This window comes from Microbacterium arabinogalactanolyticum (genome assembly GCF_030268005.1).
Taxonomy (GTDB): domain Bacteria; phylum Actinomycetota; class Actinomycetes; order Actinomycetales; family Microbacteriaceae; genus Microbacterium; species Microbacterium arabinogalactanolyticum.
This window is the reverse complement of sequence record NZ_BRZC01000004.1, coordinates 962,205-978,565: the sequence shown is the minus strand read 5'-3', so window position 1 is coordinate 978,565 and position 16,361 is coordinate 962,205. Positions and strand designations below refer to the sequence as shown.

The 16,361-nt window shown below is 69.5% G+C and carries 14 protein-coding genes; 2 read left to right on the top strand and 12 right to left on the bottom strand.

Annotated features, from left to right (window positions below; all coding sequences use genetic code 11):
• Positions 1-71 precede the first annotated feature (71 nt).
• The 8 genes from MIAR_RS09155 to MIAR_RS09120 all read right to left on the bottom strand — a co-directional run bounded on the left by MIAR_RS09155 (position 72) and on the right by MIAR_RS09120 (position 8,668).
• On the bottom strand, positions 72-806 hold the full coding sequence (locus tag MIAR_RS09155; RefSeq protein ID WP_285634471.1) for a DUF6882 domain-containing protein: 735 nt from the start codon (positions 804-806) through the stop codon (positions 72-74).
• Positions 807-836: 30 nt separating this feature from the next.
• Positions 837-2,081 (bottom strand): MFS transporter, encoded by a 1,245-nt coding sequence (locus MIAR_RS09150; RefSeq protein ID WP_285634468.1) that lies wholly within the window; start codon positions 2,079-2,081, stop codon positions 837-839.
• Positions 2,082-2,213: 132 nt separating this feature from the next.
• On the bottom strand, positions 2,214-3,017 hold the full coding sequence (locus tag MIAR_RS09145) for an HpcH/HpaI aldolase family protein (protein ID WP_285634465.1): 804 nt from the start codon (positions 3,015-3,017) through the stop codon (positions 2,214-2,216).
• Complete coding sequence (locus MIAR_RS09140; protein ID WP_285634462.1) at positions 3,002-3,790, bottom strand: fumarylacetoacetate hydrolase family protein; 789 nt, start codon at positions 3,788-3,790, stop codon at positions 3,002-3,004. Before MIAR_RS09140 ends, MIAR_RS09145 begins: the two co-directional genes overlap by 16 nt.
• Positions 3,787-4,968, bottom strand: a complete 1,182-nt coding sequence (hpaD, locus tag MIAR_RS09135) for a 3,4-dihydroxyphenylacetate 2,3-dioxygenase (protein WP_285634459.1) — start codon at positions 4,966-4,968, stop codon at positions 3,787-3,789. The genes MIAR_RS09140 and hpaD overlap by 4 nt, the downstream gene beginning before the upstream one ends.
• 33 nt (positions 4,969-5,001) lie before the next feature.
• On the bottom strand, positions 5,002-6,522 hold the full coding sequence (gene hpaE, locus MIAR_RS09130) for a 5-carboxymethyl-2-hydroxymuconate semialdehyde dehydrogenase (protein ID WP_285634456.1): 1,521 nt from the start codon (positions 6,520-6,522) through the stop codon (positions 5,002-5,004).
• The gene (locus tag MIAR_RS09125) at positions 6,522-7,202 is read right to left on the bottom strand and encodes a GntR family transcriptional regulator (protein WP_285634453.1); all 681 of its coding nucleotides are present in this window, start codon (positions 7,200-7,202) and stop codon (positions 6,522-6,524) included. The genes hpaE and MIAR_RS09125 overlap by 1 nt, the downstream gene beginning before the upstream one ends.
• Positions 7,199-8,668, bottom strand: coding sequence for a fumarylacetoacetate hydrolase family protein (locus MIAR_RS09120; RefSeq protein ID WP_285634451.1), 1,470 nt, complete (start codon positions 8,666-8,668; stop codon positions 7,199-7,201). The genes MIAR_RS09125 and MIAR_RS09120 overlap by 4 nt, the downstream gene beginning before the upstream one ends.
• Positions 8,669-8,797: 129 nt before the next feature.
• Between MIAR_RS09120 and MIAR_RS09115 the strand changes: the two genes are divergently transcribed.
• Complete coding sequence (locus MIAR_RS09115; RefSeq protein ID WP_285634448.1) at positions 8,798-10,213, top strand: MFS transporter; 1,416 nt, start codon at positions 8,798-8,800, stop codon at positions 10,211-10,213.
• Positions 10,214-10,313: 100 nt separating this feature from the next.
• Here MIAR_RS09115 and MIAR_RS09110 read toward each other — a convergent pair whose 3' ends face one another.
• The 4 genes from MIAR_RS09110 to MIAR_RS09095 form a co-directional block, all read right to left on the bottom strand.
• Entirely contained in the window at positions 10,314-11,735 is a 1,422-nt protein-coding gene (locus MIAR_RS09110; protein ID WP_285634445.1) for an aldehyde dehydrogenase family protein, read from the bottom strand.
• A complete protein-coding gene (locus MIAR_RS09105; RefSeq protein WP_285634442.1) occupies positions 11,719-12,747 on the bottom strand; it encodes an AraC-like ligand-binding domain-containing protein in 1,029 nt (342 codons plus the stop codon). Before MIAR_RS09105 ends, MIAR_RS09110 begins: the two co-directional genes overlap by 17 nt.
• A gap of 14 nt (positions 12,748-12,761) precedes the next feature.
• Positions 12,762-14,093, bottom strand: coding sequence for an NAD(P)/FAD-dependent oxidoreductase (locus MIAR_RS09100; RefSeq protein ID WP_285634440.1), 1,332 nt, complete (start codon positions 14,091-14,093; stop codon positions 12,762-12,764).
• 79 nt (positions 14,094-14,172) lie between these two features.
• Positions 14,173-14,721 carry a TetR/AcrR family transcriptional regulator gene (locus MIAR_RS09095; RefSeq protein WP_285634438.1) on the bottom strand — a complete coding sequence of 183 codons (549 nt, stop codon included), beginning with the start codon at positions 14,719-14,721 and terminating at the stop codon, positions 14,173-14,175.
• 136 nt (positions 14,722-14,857) lie between these two features.
• On the opposite strand from MIAR_RS09095, the gene MIAR_RS09090 reads away from it, so the two are divergent.
• The gene (locus MIAR_RS09090) at positions 14,858-16,354 is read left to right on the top strand and encodes an APC family permease (RefSeq protein WP_285634436.1); all 1,497 of its coding nucleotides are present in this window, start codon (positions 14,858-14,860) and stop codon (positions 16,352-16,354) included.
• Positions 16,355-16,361: the final 7 nt, after the last annotated feature.

The following is a 16,361-nucleotide window of genomic DNA, read 5'->3' as shown; positions in this document are numbered from 1 at the left end:
GAGCTGCGCAGATGAGCAGGGGCGAGGTGGCCGAGCAGGGGCGGTGACGCCGAGCGCGCGCCGGCAGCTCGTCAGGGAGTCGGGGTCGTGGCGCCGCCCAGCGAGCCCTCGATGCCCATGATGCGCGCGTACTCGTCGAAGCGGAAGGTCGCCGAGCCGGTGGCATCCGTCAGCGTCGCCGCCGAGAACGCCTCGTCCGCCCACTCGAGCCGCCATCCCGCGAGGCGCCCGAGGTCCCACACCGATGCGCGCGGGTCGGCGAGCGTGAGGCCGGAGAGGATGCGGGGGAGCGCAGTGACCGCTGCGGCGACCGTGAGCGGCTCGATCGGGGCGTCCAGCAGTAGCACGGCGCGGGCGCCGCCGGCCGGAGCCGAGTAGTACGGAGAGAGTCCGGTGATCTCCACGGCGGCTCCCGCGATCGCATGAGCCAGGTCGGCGACCCACGCCTGGATGTCTTCACCGGTGTCGGCCGGGAAGGCCACCTCGCCCTGTGTCAGCTCGGGGACGCCGTGCTCGGCGCCGTACGCGCGCAGCTTCTCGGTGATGCCGGAGCGATCGCCCTGCGGCATGGCCCACGACCACATCAGCGACCGCGGCCCCGGTGCGATCGACGCGAGCAGGTGCGGGGTCGCGACCAGCGTGCGGTCGGGCTGCGCCGTCGCCGCGAACGTGAAGGTGCCGGCGGCGAGATCGACGTCCCAGCGGTGCTCGCCGAGCGCGTCGGTCGCGGTCATCAGCTGGTCCTGGCGCAGGGCGGTGAACAGTGCGGCGCGGTCGGCGAGGGCTCGCAGCGTCTCGAAGGTCATGCGTCCAGTCTGGCACCGGATGCCATGAGTTCAGTGCGAGACGGTCGCCGCCTCGACGCGGCCCATCCGCCACACGCTCGGCACGAACGCGGTGCCGACGGCGATGACCGCATAGAGGATGCCGGAGGTGACCAGCACCACGGCCGGATCGGCCCGCGTGATCAGCCAGCCGTACACAAGGGTGCCGATCGGCATCACCACGAAGCTGCCCAGCATGTCGTAGCTGGAGACGCGGCTGAGCTTGTCGGTGGGGATGTTCTCCATCATCGCCACGCTCCAGCCCGAGCTGAACACCTCCGCCCCCGCGCCGGCCAGCAGAGCCGCGATCGCGACGAGCACGACCGCCGGGTGCGCGCCCAGCATCGTCAGCGGGATCGCGAACAGGCTGATGCCGATCATCCCCATCCGCAGAGGGCGCCTGAGGGGGAACCACATCAGGACCAGGGTCATCAGCAGCACACCGACACCCTCGGCGCTGACCACCCAGCCCCAGCCGGCGATGCCCAGCCGCTCGTCGTTCTTGGCGATGTAGGGACCGACGACGCCCCATGCGCCGACGTGGATCGCGTTCATGATCATGAATGCGAGCACGACCGCGTACAGCCAGGACCGGCTCCAGAACTCGGTCCAGCCGATCCGCAGGTCGGCGAACAGCGAGAACCGCCCGTCGCCGACGGGCGGGGGCAGCTTCACCATCGCCAGGATCGGGATGGCCGAGAGCCAGCCGATCAGCTGCACCACCATCGCCCAGGCGGGACCTGCCGTCGTGACCAGGATGCCGGCGATCACCGGTCCGCCGATCGTGACCGCAGAGCGCACGAACGAGAGCATCGCGTTGGCTTGCTGCAGAGTCTCGGGCCGGGTGAGCTGCGGGATGATGCCCTGCATCGCGGGGAGCACGAACGCGGTCGACGCGCCGTTGACCGCTGCGAGGGCCACCATCACGGGGATGGTGGCGGTGTGCGTGAACAGCAGATAGGCGATCGCGCCGATCGAGAGCAGATCGAGCACGTAGCAGGCCTGGATCACCAGAGCGCGGGGGAGTCGGTCGGCCACGACCCCGCCGAACAGCACGAAGACGACGTTCGCGACGGTGAAGGCCGTGAGCACCAGGGACAGGCTGACCGGATGGTTGTCGATCTCGAGCACGGCGAACGCCAGCGCGATCGACGACATGGAGCCCGTGATCATCGTGATCGCCCTGGCGAGGAAGAACCACCGGAAGTTGCGGTCGCCCATCGCCGCCAGGCGAGGAGCGGCGAGGCCGCGCGTCATCGGTCGGTCTCGGCGCTGTGCATCCGTTCATCCAACCACAGCGGCCACGACTCCGGAGAACCTGTCGCGAACGGCACGGAATCCGTCGTCGGGCGGCGAACTGTCGTCGGTTCTCCGGAGTTGTGACGGGCGTCAGTACGAGTCGGCGCCCGCTTCGTCGGATGCCGGGATGAACCGGGCCGCAAGAGCCTCGGAGCCCCGCGCGAGGATGGTCACATCCGCGCTCGCCGAGAGGAAATCGGCGCCGGCCTCCAGGTAGGCGTCGGCACCGGCCGGGTCGAACGCGTTCACGCCGGCCTTCTTGCCTGCGGCGTGCGCGGCCTCGAACACGCGGTGGACGTGGGCGACGACATCCGGATGCCCCTGCTGACCGGGCAGGCCCATCGATGCCGACAGGTCGGCGGGGCCCACCAGCACGCCGTCGACGCCGTCGACCGCGGCGATCTCGGAGGCCCGCTCCACGGCATCCGCCGACTCGACCTGCACGATCAGCGAGATCGTCTGCGAGGCGTTCGGCACGTATCCGCTCACCCGTCCCCAGCGCGCGCTGCGCGCGAGCGCGGAACCGACACCTCGGATGCCCTCCGGCGGGTAGCGCACGGCGGCGACAGCCGCCCGTGCCTCCTCGGCGGAGGCCACCATGGGCACGAGCAGGTTCTGCGCACCGGCATCCAGCACCTGCTTGATGATCACCGCGTCATTGAACGGCACCCTCACGACCGTGGTCACCGGGTACGCGGCGATCACCTGCAGCTGCTGCTGGACGGTGGTCAGGGTGTTGGGCCCGTGCTCCATGTCGATCAGCAGCCAGTCGACACCCGAGCCGGCGCAGATCTCGGCGATCAGGGGAGAACCCGTGCTCAGCCACATGCCGATCAGCGGCCGGTCGGACTCGGCGAGCCGGTCGCGGAAGGTCGGGTCTAGACGAAGCGGCATTCGATGGTCCCCATCTCGCGGTAGTCGCACAGCACGGTGTCGCCGCGCTGAACCCACATGGGCCGCGTGAACGATCCTGCCAGGATGAGCTCCCCGGCCTCCAGCCGCTGCCCGTGCTGGTGGAACTTGTTCGCCAGCCAGGCCACGCCGGTGGCCGGATGCCCCAGCACGCCCGCGGCCACCCCGGTCTCCTCGATCTCGCCGTTGCGGGAGAGGACTCCCGGCACCCAGCGCAGATCGATCTCGTCGGGGTGCATGCGCACGTCGCCCAGCACCATCGCGCCGTAGGCGGCGTTGTCGCTGATCGTGTCGACGATGGTGCGTCCCTCCAGCTCGATGTGGGAGTTCAGCACCTCCAGTGCCGGCACGGCGTAGTCGATCGCGGCGAGCGCGTCCGCGAGCGTGCAGTCCGGTCCTTCGAGGGGCGCTTTCAGGGCGAAGGCCAGCTCCACCTCGATGCGCACGTTCGAGAAGTGGTCGTACGGGATCTCCGATCCGGTGGCGTACACCGTGTCGTCGAACATCACGCCGTAGTCCGGCTCGGTGATCCCGGTCGCCTGCTGCATGGCCTTCGAGGTCAGGCCGATCTTGCGGCCGACGAGCGTGCGGCCGGACGCCAGCTGCGCGTCGCGCCAGACGCCCTGGATCGCATAGGAGTCCTCGATCGTGGCATCCGGGTACCGGGCGGTGATGCGCGGCATGATGCCGCGAGTGCGCTCGGCCTCGGCCAGCTCCGCGGCCAGGGCGGTGATCGTCTCGGCGGGAAGAGTCACAGCTGATGACCCAGCTTGTACTCGCCCTGCTTCCACTCCGGCATCTCGGCCTCGTCGTCGGGACGGGTGTAAGAGAAGCCGTCGGCGCCGATGGTCACGGCCATCTCGCTGCTGTCGGTTCGGGCGCGCACCGGCTGCGGGTTGCCGTCCAGGTCGAGCACGAGCGAGGCATCCGTGTACCAGCTCGGCACCACCGGGTTGCCCCACCAGTCGCGGCGCTGGTTGTCGTGCACGTCCCAGGTGATGACCGGGTTGTCGGGGTCGCCGGTGTAGTAGTCCTGCGTGTACACCTCCACGCGGTGCCCGTCGGGGTCGCGCAGGTAGAGGTAGAACGCGTTGCTGACGCCGTGGCGGCCGGGGCCGCGCTCGATGGCGTCCGAGCGGCGCAGGGCGCCGAGCTTGTCGCAGATGGCCAGGATGTTGTGCTTCTCGTGCGTCGCGAAGCACACGTGGTGCATGCGCGGTCCGTCACCGCCGGTCATGGCGGTGTCGTGCACGGTGGGCTTGCGGCGCATCCACGCGGCGTAGACGGTGCCCTCCTCGTCCTGGATGTCCTCCGTGACGCGGAAGCCCAGATCCTGCATGTACTTCACGGCGCGGGGCACGTCGGGGGTGACCTGGTTGAAGTGGTCAAGCCGCACGAGCTCGCCCGGCTTGTGCAGGTCGTAGCGCCACGACAGCCGCTCGACGTGATCGGTCGCGTGGAAGAACTCGTACGGGAAGCCGAGCGGGTCGACGACGCGCACCGAGTCGCCGATGCCCTTCGTGAAGCCGGACGGCGCACGACGCACGTCGCAGCCCAGCTCCGTGTAGAACGCGACAGCGCGGTCGAGGTCCTCAGGGGTGCGCACGCGGTACGAGAAGGCGGCGACCGCGGCGACCCCGCCCTTGCGCAGCACGAGGTTGTGGTGGATGAACTCCTCGGTCGAGCGCAGGTAGATCGCCTGGTCGTCCTCCTCGGTCACGTACAGGCCCAGCACGTCGACGTAGAACTCGCGGGATGCGGCGAGGTCGGTCACGACCAGCTCCATGTACGCGCAGCGCAGCACGTCGGGCGGGGTGCTCGTCGGCGTCGGCGTCGGGTTCTCGCAGATGATCTCCGTGTCCTGGCTCACGTAGAAGCCGGAGGAGGTGAGGGTCTTGCCGGGGTGGGCGGCAGAGGCCGGGTTGTTGCTCATGTCAGCGTCCTTGCTCTTCTGAAATCGGGCGGGTCAGCGCGGGTCCGGGTCGTCCAGGTCCTGCTTGCCGAAGGCGGGGTTGTGCGGGGCGCCGAGGGTGATGTGCACGCTCTGCTGGTCGGTGTAGAAGTCGATCGAGCGGTAGCCGCCCTCGTGGCCGAGTCCCGATGCCTTCACGCCGCCGAACGGGGTGCGCAGGTCGCGCACGTTGTTCGAGTTCAGCCACACCATGCCGGCCTCCACGGCGCCCGCGAAGTTGTGCGCCCGCTTGAGGTCGTTGGTCCAGATGTAGGCGGCGAGGCCGTACTTGGTGTTGTTCGCGAGGGACAGCGCCTCCTCGTCCGTGTCGAAGGGCGTGATCGCGACGACCGGTCCGAAGATCTCCTCCTGGAAGATCCGGGCATCCGGAGAGACGTCGGCGAAGGCGGTCGGGGCGACGTAGTTGCCGGTGGGGAAGCCGTCGGGACGGCCGCCGCCGGCGATCAGGCGACCCTCGGTCTTGCCGATCTCGACGTAGCTCATCACCTTCTCGTAGTGCTCGGGGTGCACGAGCGCGCCGACCTCGGTGGTCGGGTCGTGGGGGAGTCCCACCTTCACGCGCTTGGCCATGGTGGCGAAGCGCTCGACGAACTCGTCGTAGATCGCGCGCTCGACGATGATGCGCGAGCCCGCCGTGCAGCGCTCGCCGTTCAGGGAGTAGACGCCGAAGACGCAGGCGTCGACCGCGGTGTCGAGATCGGCATCCGCGAAGACGACCGCGGGGCTCTTGCCGCCGAGCTCCATCGACAGGCCCTTCAGGAACGGCGCCGAGTTTCCGAAGATGATCTGCCCGGTGCGGCTCTCGCCCGTGAACGAGATCAGCGGGACGTCCGGATGCTTCACCAGGGCGTCCCCGGCGTCCTCGCCGAGTCCGTTGACGAGGTTGAACACGCCCTTCGGGAGGCCCGCCTCCTCGAAGATGCCCGCCCACAGCGATGCCGACAGCGGCGTGAACTCGGCGGGCTTGAGCACGACCGTGTTGCCGGTGGCCAGGGCGGGGCCGAGCTTCCAGGACTCGAGCATGAACGGGGTGTTCCACGGCGTGATGAGCCCCGCGACGCCGATGGGCTTGCGGTTGACGTAGTTCATCTGCTTGCCGGGCACCTTGAAGGCGTCGTCGGCCTGCGCGACGATCAGGTCGGCGAAGAAGCGGAAGTTCTCGGCGGCGCGGCGAGCCTGGCCCAGGGCCTGCGTGATGGGCAGCCCGGAGTCGAACGACTCCAGCTCGGCGAGGCGCGCGTCGCGCGACTCGACGATGTCGGCGATGCGGTGCAGGACGCGCGAGCGCTCGCGCGGCAGCATCCGGGGCCACGGACCCTCGGTGAACGCGCGACGGGCGGCGGCGACCGCGCGATCGATGTCGGCCTTCTTGCCGGCGGCGGCGTGCACGTAGGTCTCGTTGGTGACCGGGTTGAGCACCTCGAAGGTGTCGCCGTCGAGGGAGTCGACGAACTCGCCGTCGATGTAGTGCTGGATCTTCGCGGGCAGGTCGGCCGGGGTGTACACGTCGGTCATCATCGTCCTTCTTCGGTGGGGTGGGGGTGGCGGGCGGCCAGGAACGCGTCCATGGTGCGCCAGCGGTGGTCTCGGGCGGCGAGCTCGATCTCGAGCGGGTCGGCACCGCCGCGGATCAGCTCGAGGATGCGGGTGTGCTCGTCAACGGAGTGCCGGGCGCGGCCGGGGACGAACGCGAACGAGGAGTCGCGGATGCCGGAGAGCCGGCTCCATCCGCGGTGCACCAGGTCGAGGATGTGCGGGTTCGGGCAGGGCTCGTAGAGCACCGAGTGGAACGCCTGGTTCAGCGAGGTGAACGTGTGCGCGTCGAAGTGGCCCAGCAGGTGCAGCATCCGGTCGTTGACGGCTTCGGCGCGGTCGAGCGCATCGGCGTCCAGCAGCGGAGCGGACAGCGCGGTGGCGGCGCCCTCGACGATGCCCAGGGTCTGCATGGTGTGCGCGTATTCGCTCTCGTCGATGAGCGAGACGTGCGCGCCGACGTTGCGCTCGAACGTCACCAGTCCCTCGGCCTCGAGGCGGCGGATGGCCTCCCGCACGGGGACCACGCTCATGCCGAGCTCGTCGGCGATCGTGCCGAGCACCAGGCGGTACCCGGGACCGAAGGCGTGCGAGGCGATGCGCGAGCGGATCCAGGCGTATGCCTGCTCCGACTTGCTGCCCTCGCGGACCACGGTGGTCATGATCGGGTGCCCGACCTCTCGTCGTACCGGGCGCGCCACTCGGCGTTCATCGGGAACAGCCCGTCGACGGGATGCCCGGCGGCGACCTGATCGGCGATCCAGGCGTCCTCGTCCTCCTGGGCCAGAGCCGCGTCGGCGACCTCCTCCGCGAGCTCGAAGGGGATCACGATGACGCCGTCGCCGTCGCCCACGATCACGTCGCCGGGCTGCACGGCGGCGCCGCCGCAGGCGATCGTGACGTCGAACTCCCACGGCACATGGCGGCGGCCCAGCACGGACGGGTGGGCGCCCTTCGAGAACACCGGCAGACCGATCTCGGTGACGGCATCGAAGTCGCGCACACCGCCGTCGGTGACGACGCCCGCGGCTCCGCGGGTCTTGGCGCGCAGAGCCAGGATGTCGCCGAGAGTTCCGGTGCCGGCATCGCCGCGGGCCTCGATCACGATGATCTCGCCCTCGCCGACCGCGTCGAAGGCGCGCTTCTGCGCGTTGTAGCCGCCGCCGTGGCTCCGGAACAGATCCTCGCGGGCCGGGATGAAGCGCAGGGTCTTGGCGGTGCCGACGATCTTGCTGCCGGCGATGTTGGCGGACACCCCGTCGATGAAGCAGGAGTGCAGTCCGCGCTTGCGCAGCTGGCTGGACAGGCCCGCCGTCGGCGCCGCCGCGAGCTTGGCGCGCAGATCGGGGGAGAGACCGGACGGCGCGGACTCGGAGTCGGTCTCGGGAAGCCCCGCCGCCTCGCGCGAGCCCCAGGCCTCGGTGCGCTGCAGATCGTCGACGGCGGGCAGCGAGCCGAGAGTGGGGTCGAAGGCGACCTCGCCCTGCGTCACCGTGGTGACCAGGCGACCTGACGACGGAGCACCGGGGGCATCCGGAGCGTCCACCTCGATCTCCACGACATCACCCGGGACGATCACGCTCGATCCCGCGGGCGTGCCGGCGAGGATCACGTCACCGGGCTCGAGGGTGAAGTGCTGCGAGAGGTCGGCGACCAGCTGGGGGAGCGGGAAGAGCAGACCCCTCGTGCTGTCGTCCTGACGCAGCTCGCCGTTGACCCAGGCGCGCACGCGCAGGTTCCCCGGGTCGACGGATGCCGCATCGATCAGTTCGGGGCCGAGCGGGGTGTATCCGTCGCCGCCCTTGGACCGGACGTTGGAGCCCTTGTCGTTGGCGCGCAGGTCGTACAGGCCCAGGTCATTGGATGCGGTGACGGATGCCACGTGCGACCAGGCGTCCTCGACGGACACCCGGCGAGCGGGAGTGCCGATGATCAGGGCGATCTCACCCTCGAAGGCGAGCAGTTCGGTGCCGGCGGGGCGTTCTACCGTTCCGCCGCTGACGCCGACGGAGCTCGCGGGCTTGAAGAAGTAGGAGGGTGCTGCGGGGCGGCGGCCGCGCTGATCGGCGCGCGAGACGTAGTTCAGGTGGATCGCGATGATCTTGCCCGGTCGGGTGATCGCCGTCATGGATGCGCCTCCTCGCGTTCGCGCACAGGGAGGATGCCTTGTGCGTCGTATGCGAAATCGTATATCATCGTCGCATCCCGGGGCAAGCATCACGTGGAATCCCCGACAGTCACCTCGAAGGAGAGAGACATGAGCGGCAAGTCAGAGGACGGGTTCACCCCGACCGGAACCATCGCGAGCGCCGCAGACCGGCGTCGCGTCGTCGTCGCCACCGTGGTCGGGACCACCGTGGAGTGGTACGACTTCTTCATCTACGCGTTCGCCGCGGCCACCGTCTTCGCGGCCCTGTTCTTCGAGCCGATGGGCAAGGACTTCGCGCAGATCGTGTCGTTCTTCAGCGTCGGCGTCAGCTTCCTGTTCCGGCCGCTGGGCGCATTCCTGGCCGGGCACTTCGGTGACAAGATCGGCCGTCGCCCGATGCTGGTGCTCACGCTCCTGCTGATGGGCGGCGCGACCACGCTCGTCGGCGTGCTGCCCACGCACGCGCTGATCGGCGTCTGGGCGCCGATCCTGCTGATCGTGCTGCGCGTGATCCAGGGCATCTCGGCCGGCGGCGAGTGGGGCGGCGCCGTGCTGATGGCCGTGGAGCACGCGCCCAAGCACAAGCGCGGGCTGTTCGGGGCATCCCCGCAGATCGGCGTGCCGATCGGGCTGCTGCTGGCATCGATGGTGCTGGCGCTGACCGAGACGATCTTCCCCGGCCCGAAGCCCGGGTCGGACGTCGCGCTCGCCGACACCGCCTTCGGCCAGATCGGCTGGCGCATCCCCTTCCTGCTGTCGGTCGTGCTGATCGGCGTCGGCTACTGGGTGCGCCGTCGCGTCTCGGAGAGCCCGGTGTTCCAGGAGATCGCCGAGCGCAAGGAGGAGACGCGCATGCCGATCATCCAGCTGCTGCGCCACCACCTGCCGCTCGTGATCATCGCGGCACTGGTGTTCGCGGGCAACAACGCCGTCGGATACATGACCACCGGCGGCTACGTGCAGCACTACGCCACCGACCCCAACGGGCCGATCGGCCTGGACACCGGTGCGGTCTTCTGGATCGTCGCGCTGTCGGGGATCAGCTGGCTGTTCTTCACCTGGTTCGCGGGCTGGATCTCCGACAGGATCGGGCGGCGCAACACCTACATCATCGGCTGGGTGCTGCAGCTGATCGGCGTCTTCCTGCTGTTCTTCCTGACCAATCTCGGCACGCTCGGCTCGCTCGCCGCGGCGCTCGTGATCCTCACCATCGGGCTCGGATTCACCTACGGGCCGCAGGCCGCGCTCTACTCGGAGCTGTTCCCGGCGTCCATCCGGTTCTCCGGCGTCTCGATCTCGTACGCGATCGGCGCCATCGTGGGCGGCGCGTTCTCGCCGTTGATCGCTCAGGCCATCTTCCAGAACACGCACTCCACCACCGGCATCACCTGGTATCTGGCCGGCATGACCGTGATCGGTCTCCTCGCCACCCTGCTGCTGCGCGACCGCACCGGCATCCCGCTGGGGCCGGAGAACGAGGCCGAGCAGGCGAAGTCCCCGATCTACGGGATGTCCAAGGCCTGAGGCCCGCGACTTCTGAAGGACGTCTGCGCTTCTGAAGGATGCCGGAGCACCGAGCGTCCTTCAGAAGCGCGAACGTCCTTCACACGGGGCCGGAGCGGCCTCAGCCGTTGATCACCTGCGGCACCGAGACCGACTTCAGGCCCTCGGCGCCGAACTCCAGCCCGTAACCGGACTGCTTCACGCCGCCGAACGGGATCATCGGGTGCACGCCGCCGTGCGAGTTGATCCACACGGTGCCGGCCTGCAGACGCGTCGCGATCTCGCGGGCCTTCGCGCGGTCGGCCGACCAGACCGAGGCGCCCAGGCCCACGTCCACGCCGTTGGCCAGGGCGATCGCCTCGTCGACATCGTGGTACCTGATGATCGGAAGCGCCGGACCGAACTGCTCCTCGAGCACCAGCGGGTTCGCCGGATCGATGTCGGCGATGAGCGTGGTCGGGTAGAAGTTGCCCACGGCGCCACGGTCCGGGTCGCCGCCCAGCACGACCCGCGCGCCGGAGCTCCTGGCGGCCTCGACGAGGCGATCGACGACGTCGAACTGCATGCGGTTCTGCAGCGGACCCAGCACGTTCTGCTCGTCGACTCCCACGCCCATCGGCATGGCGGCGGCGACCTCGGCCAGCGCCGCGACGACCTCGTCGTAGACGTCCTCGTGCACGTACAGACGCTTCATCGCCGCGCAGGTCTGGCCCGTGTTGATGAACGCGCCCCAGAACAGGTCCTGCGCGATGGCAGCGGGGTCCACGTCGGGCAGCACGATGCCGGCGTCGTTGCCGCCGAGCTCGAGCGTGAGCCGGGTGAGGTTGTCGGCCGAGCTCTGCACGATCCGCTTCCCGGTCGCCGTGGAGCCGGTGAACATGATCTTGCCGAACGCCGGGCTGGTGGTCATCGCCGCACCCAGAGCGCCGTCGCCGACGACGGTGCTCAGGACGCCGTCCGGCAGCACCGAGTTCATCACCGCCGTGAGTGCGAGCCCGCTGAGCGGGGTGTACTCCGAGGGCTTGGTCACCACCGCGTTGCCCATGCGCAGCGACGGCGCGATCTGCCAGACCGCGATCATCATCGGCCAGTTCCACGGAGTGATGGCCGCCACCAGGCCGATCGGGCGGCGGTGCAGCTCGGCGTAGGTGTCGCCGTCATCGACCACCACCTCGACGGGCAGCGGCGTCGCGGCGGTCGCGCGCAGCCAGGCCGCGCACGCGCCCACCTCGAAGCGGGCGTTCGGGCCGTTCAGCGGCTTGCCCTGCTCGCGCGAGAGCAGCTCGGCGAGCGGCTCGGCCGCGGCCTCGACGGCATCCGCGACACGGTTCAGCGCCGCGCTGCGCTCTTCGTCGGAGAGCGCAGCCCATCCGGGCTGCGCGGATCGGGCCCGCTCGATCGCATGGGCGAGGTCGGTCTCGTCGTGGATCGGGGCCCGCGCGATCAGCTCGCCCGTGGCCGGGTCGTGCACCTCGCGTGAGGGCCCGCCGTCGGCGGCGATGGCGGCGAGCAGGCTCTGGTACGTGTCAAAGGCGGTGGACATTGCGGTGCTCCTCGGTCGTGATGGGAGTGGTGGAGGTGAGGACTGATCGGGTCTGGCTGGGTGAGCATCCGAACTCCGCGCGATATGCGCGGCTGAAGTTCGCGGCGTCCGCGAAGCCGCAGGCCGAGGCGATGCTCATGATCGAGTGGTCCTGGAACGCGGCATCCGCGAGTCTGATGCGGCACATCTCCAGCCGGCGCCGGCGCACCCGGCCTGCGACCGTCTGACCGTTCTCCTGGAACAGGGCGTGCAGCGATCGCTGGGAGATGAAGTGCCGGGAAGCGATCGCGGCAGGGTCGAGCGCAGGGTCACTCAGATGCAGATCGATGAAATCGAGGATGTCGGCGAACAGGCGCGCCCGGGGATCGGCGTCCGCGCCGCTGAGCGCCAGCTCCTGCGAGAGCAGGGTGGCGATCAGATCGACCGTGCTGCGCGCGATCCGGGCCCCCGAAGACCCTGCGAGGATCTCCGGATGCTCCGCAAGACCGTGCAGGTAGGGGAGCACGAGTGCCCCGGCTCCGCCCTGACCGCCGCCGAGGGATGCGGCGGTCAGGGTGCGCACGGCGTCCAGTGGCAGACCGAGGTCCGCGGCCGGCAGCATCACCACCAGGTTGCGGAACGGGCCGTCGAAGGCGAGCGTGTAGGGTCGCTCGGTGTCGTAGACCGCCAGCATCCCGGGCCGCATCAGCACCTCGCGGCCGTCCTGCACCAGCATCCCGTGCCCGGCCGTCAGCATGCCCACCTTGAAGCAGTGTCGCGGTCGCGCCGCGATCAGCGCGGGAGTGCGCTCGACGACGTGCTCGTCGGCATCGACGACGGCGACGTGCACGCCTCCGGCATCGGAATGGCTGATACGGCCGCGGAACGATCCCGGATGGTCGGATGTGACCTGCAACGGCACGAAGGAATCGTTCACCGCGGCGCGGAACCGGGTGAAGTCCCAGTCGACGTCGGCCCGCCCGGCTGCGATGCTCGCCGTGCCGGCCTGCACCTCGGCGACTGGCGCTCTCAAGGCCCGCATGGTCGTCAGCCCCGCCGGAACTCGTCGATCAGGCCGCGGGCGGTGGTGATGCCGGTCTCGATGGCGCCGTCGACCACGACGCCGTTCCAGCCCTTCGCCCAGTCCGCGCCGGCGAAGCGCAGGCGCGTGCCGGTGTCGCGGAACAGGCTCCAGCCCTCCAGGAACTGGCCCGAGCGCGGCGTGGCCCAGGTCTGCCCCGACCAGGGGTCGGCGACCCAGTCGTGCCCGGTGCACTCCAGCACCTCGAGGTCGGGACGCCAGCGTCGCACGATCTCCTGCACGTGCGCGGCATCGGTCAGGTCGATCTGCGAATGGTCGGGACCGAAGCCCACCAGGATCGTGCTGTCGTCGTCGAAGTACTCACTGCGCACCAGTGCGATCGGGTTGCCGGTGGGGGCATAGGCGATCAGGGAGTGCTTCCCCCGGATGCGGATCCAGATCTTGAAGCCCGTGCAGTTGAAGCCGTCGTCGATGACCTGCTGGGCGGGGGCGGGGAGCGCGGGGGAGAAGGCGATGCCGTCCAGGGCGCCGAGCGGGGCGGTGACGATCACGGCATCCGCTTCGACGGCGGTCCCGTCGGCGAGCGTGAGGCGAGCGCCGTCGGCGTCGTGGGCGACGGCGGTCACAGCGGTGCTGAGCCGGATCGGCGCACGCAGGTCGGCGGCGATCGCGCGGTAGATGCCCTGCATGCCGCCGTCGAGCTTGAAGCGCAGGGTCTGCTCGTCGAGCAGTGAGAGGCGATGATCGCTGAGCGCCGCCCAGTGCTTGGCCATCAGCGGCGACGCCGTCGCGGTGCGGCCGTTGTAGCCGGCGGACCAGTACGCGTCGGCGAGGTCGATCTCCTCCTGGGTGAAGTCCCCGCCTCGCAGCGCGTCGAGCACACTGCCCTGGTCCGCGGCGCGGAAGCGCTCGATGAGGTGCGCATCGCCGGAGTCGAGCACACCCAGCGGTTCGTGGGGGTAGGGGAAGAACTCGCGGGACCCTTCGAAGATGCGCTCCTGCGGGCGGGCGAGTCTCTCGTCGAGCTCGGCCTCTGTGCCGTGGTGCACCTCGCCGTCGCTGAGCCAGTACGCGTCGTCGGCGATCGGGCTGGGGTGGATGCCCTGCCCGTAGCGCGTGATCTCGGTCCACACGAACGGCTGCATCCAGTGCACCCACGTCGCGCCCATCTCCAGCTGATGTCCGAGACGCTCGTCTGTCCAGGCGCGCCCGCCGATGCGGTCGCGCGCCTCGTAGATCTCGACGTCGATGCCCGCTGCTTCGAGCTCGCGCGCCGCGACGAGCCCGGCGAATCCGGCTCCGACGATCGCGACGCGGGGAGGGGTGGTGCCAGCCATGAAAAACCGCCTTTGGTCCTGAGGTGTGGACCTGAGCGTATGGCTATCCAATTGGATAGTCAAGCGAATCGTTCGCGGATCAGGCGGAGCGGGCCGCCTCCGTGATCAGCCGGCGGATGCGGGCGAGCACCCGATCGATGTCCTCGCCTCCGCCCAGCGTGAGCTGCTTGAGCACGATGCCGTCGAGCGCGAACCAGATCGCGTCGATCAGCTCCTCGTCCTGCACTCCCAGCTCGGTCAGACGCCTTCGGTTGGCGAGCCGGTAGGTCTCGTAGTAGCGCTCCACGTGCTCGCGCAGCTCGGGGCGGCGCCGTGACTCCAGCAGCAGCTCGTACTGGAACGCCTGCGCGTCTGTGCTGCGCGCCGCCAGGGATTCGATGCCGGCCGCGAACTCCGCGGCATCCGCGGGTGCCTCATCCATGCTCGTCTCGCGCAGGCTCTCCGCGATGGCGAACTCGAGTGCGGCGGCGATCAGCTGGTCTCGTGAGCCGAAATGATGGCGCACCAGACCGTGCGAGACGCCCGCTCGTGCCGCCACCTCGCGGTAGGTGAGCGCGCGGAGGCCGCTGTCGGCGACGACGGATACGGTGGCGCGCAGCAGTGCCTCGCGCCCGGGAGAGCTGGTCACACCAGTACCCTAGGTGGTTCCGGGTGATGCCTGCACGAGCGGACAACACGGATGCGCGCGATGACAACATCAGCGGAACCGCGCGGATGACGATGGACGGCATCCACCCGACGCACTCACGAACGCAGGAGTTCCCATGAGCGCCCATCTCGCACAGACCTCTCCCACCTCCACGAGTCGGGGGCGACTCGGCGTCCCGTCCATCACGGTGATGATCATCGCGGCATCCGCTCCCCTGACGGTCGTCGCAGGTGGCGTGACCACCGCCTACTCGGTCACCGGGTCGACCGCGGTGCCGATCGGTTACGTGCTGCTGGGCGCTGTGCTCGCCGTGTTCGCGATCGGCTATGCGGCGATGAGCCGTTTCATCACGAACGCCGGCGCCTTCTACTCCTACGCCGCGCGCGGTCTCGGTCGACCTGTCGGGGTGGGGGGATCGCTGATCGCGCTGGTGTCGTACAACTGCATGCAGATCGGCATCTACGGCATGTTCGGGTTCCAGGTGTCGATGCTGCTGAACGAGAAGCTCGGCGTCGACGTGCCGTGGTGGGCTCCGGTGCTGGTGTGCATCGCCGTCGTCGCCGTGATGGGCGTCAACCGGGTGGATCTGTCGGCCAAGGTGCTGGGCGTGATCGTGAGCCTGGAGTTCGTGGCCGTGCTGGTGTTCGACGTCGTCGCGTTCGCGCAGCCCACCGAGGGCTTCACCGCGCAGCCGATCTCTCCGACCGAGCTGTTCACGCCGGGCATCGGCGCAGTCCTGGTGTTCGGCATCGCCGCGTTCATGGGCTTCGAGTCCGCCGCGATCTACGGCGAGGAGGCGAAGGATCCCAAGCGCACCGTCGCCCGTGCCACCTTCAGCGCGGTGCTGATCATCGGCGGCTTCTACGCGCTGTCGTCCTGGGCGCTCGCGCTCGCCGTCGGCCCGTCGAAGATCACCTCGGGCGGGATCCCGGCCGAGGAAGCCGGCCCGCCGCTCTTCTTCAGCTTCGTGGCCGAGCACATCGGAGTGCTCTTCGTCGACATCACCTCGGTGCTGTTCATCACCAGCCTGTTCGCCGCGCTCGTCTCGTTCCACAACGCGGTCGCCCGTTACCTGTTCTCGCTCGGCAGGGAGCGTGTGCTTCCGGTGCGGCTGTCGGCAGTGCGCAACGGAGCTCCGTGGGCGGGGTCGATCGCCCAGACCGTGCTGGCGATCGTCGTGATCGTGATCTTCGCGATCGCCGGCGCCGGCTCCGAGCTGGGACCGCTGTTCCCCGTGGTGACGTTGTTCTCCTGGCTGACCAACACCGGTGCGCTGGGCCTCGTGCTGCTGATGGCGGTCGTCGCCTTCGCCGTGGTCGGCTACTTCAGGCAGAACCACCGGGACGTCGGCGTCGGCTCGCGCCTGATCGCCCCGATCATCTCGGGCATCGTGCTGGTGGTGGTGCTGATCCTGATCCTCGCGAACTTCAACGTGCTGCTGGATCAGTCGGAGCCGACGCTCGCGACCTTCCTTCTCCCCGCGCTGGTGATCGTGCCCGGCTTGGTGGGCATCGCCTGGGGCGTCTGGCTGAAGCGCGCCAGGCCCGAGGTCTACTCCGGCATCGGCCGGGGCACGGGCGACACGCAGGTGGTGCAGGTGGTGGGGGACTGAGCGCTTC

Coding starts and splice junctions, on each gene's coding strand:
- hpaE (WP_285634456.1), bottom strand. CDS start 6,522: ATGACCGACGTGTACACCCCGGCCGACCTGCCCGCGAAGATCCAGCAC.
- MIAR_RS09110 (WP_285634445.1), bottom strand. CDS start 11,735: ATGTCCACCGCCTTTGACACGTACCAGAGCCTGCTCGCCGCCATCGCC.
- MIAR_RS09150 (WP_285634468.1), bottom strand. CDS start 2,081: ATGACGCGCGGCCTCGCCGCTCCTCGCCTGGCGGCGATGGGCGACCGC.
- MIAR_RS09120 (WP_285634451.1), bottom strand. CDS start 8,668: ATGACGGCGATCACCCGACCGGGCAAGATCATCGCGATCCACCTGAAC.
- MIAR_RS09125 (WP_285634453.1), bottom strand. CDS start 7,202: ATGACCACCGTGGTCCGCGAGGGCAGCAAGTCGGAGCAGGCATACGCC.
- MIAR_RS09100 (WP_285634440.1), bottom strand. CDS start 14,093: ATGGCTGGCACCACCCCTCCCCGCGTCGCGATCGTCGGAGCCGGATTC.
- MIAR_RS09155 (WP_285634471.1), bottom strand. CDS start 806: ATGACCTTCGAGACGCTGCGAGCCCTCGCCGACCGCGCCGCACTGTTC.
- hpaD (WP_285634459.1), bottom strand. CDS start 4,968: ATGAGCAACAACCCGGCCTCTGCCGCCCACCCCGGCAAGACCCTCACC.
- MIAR_RS09090 (WP_285634436.1), top strand. CDS start 14,858: ATGAGCGCCCATCTCGCACAGACCTCTCCCACCTCCACGAGTCGGGGG.
- MIAR_RS09145 (WP_285634465.1), bottom strand. CDS start 3,017: ATGCCGCTTCGTCTAGACCCGACCTTCCGCGACCGGCTCGCCGAGTCC.
- MIAR_RS09115 (WP_285634448.1), top strand. CDS start 8,798: ATGAGCGGCAAGTCAGAGGACGGGTTCACCCCGACCGGAACCATCGCG.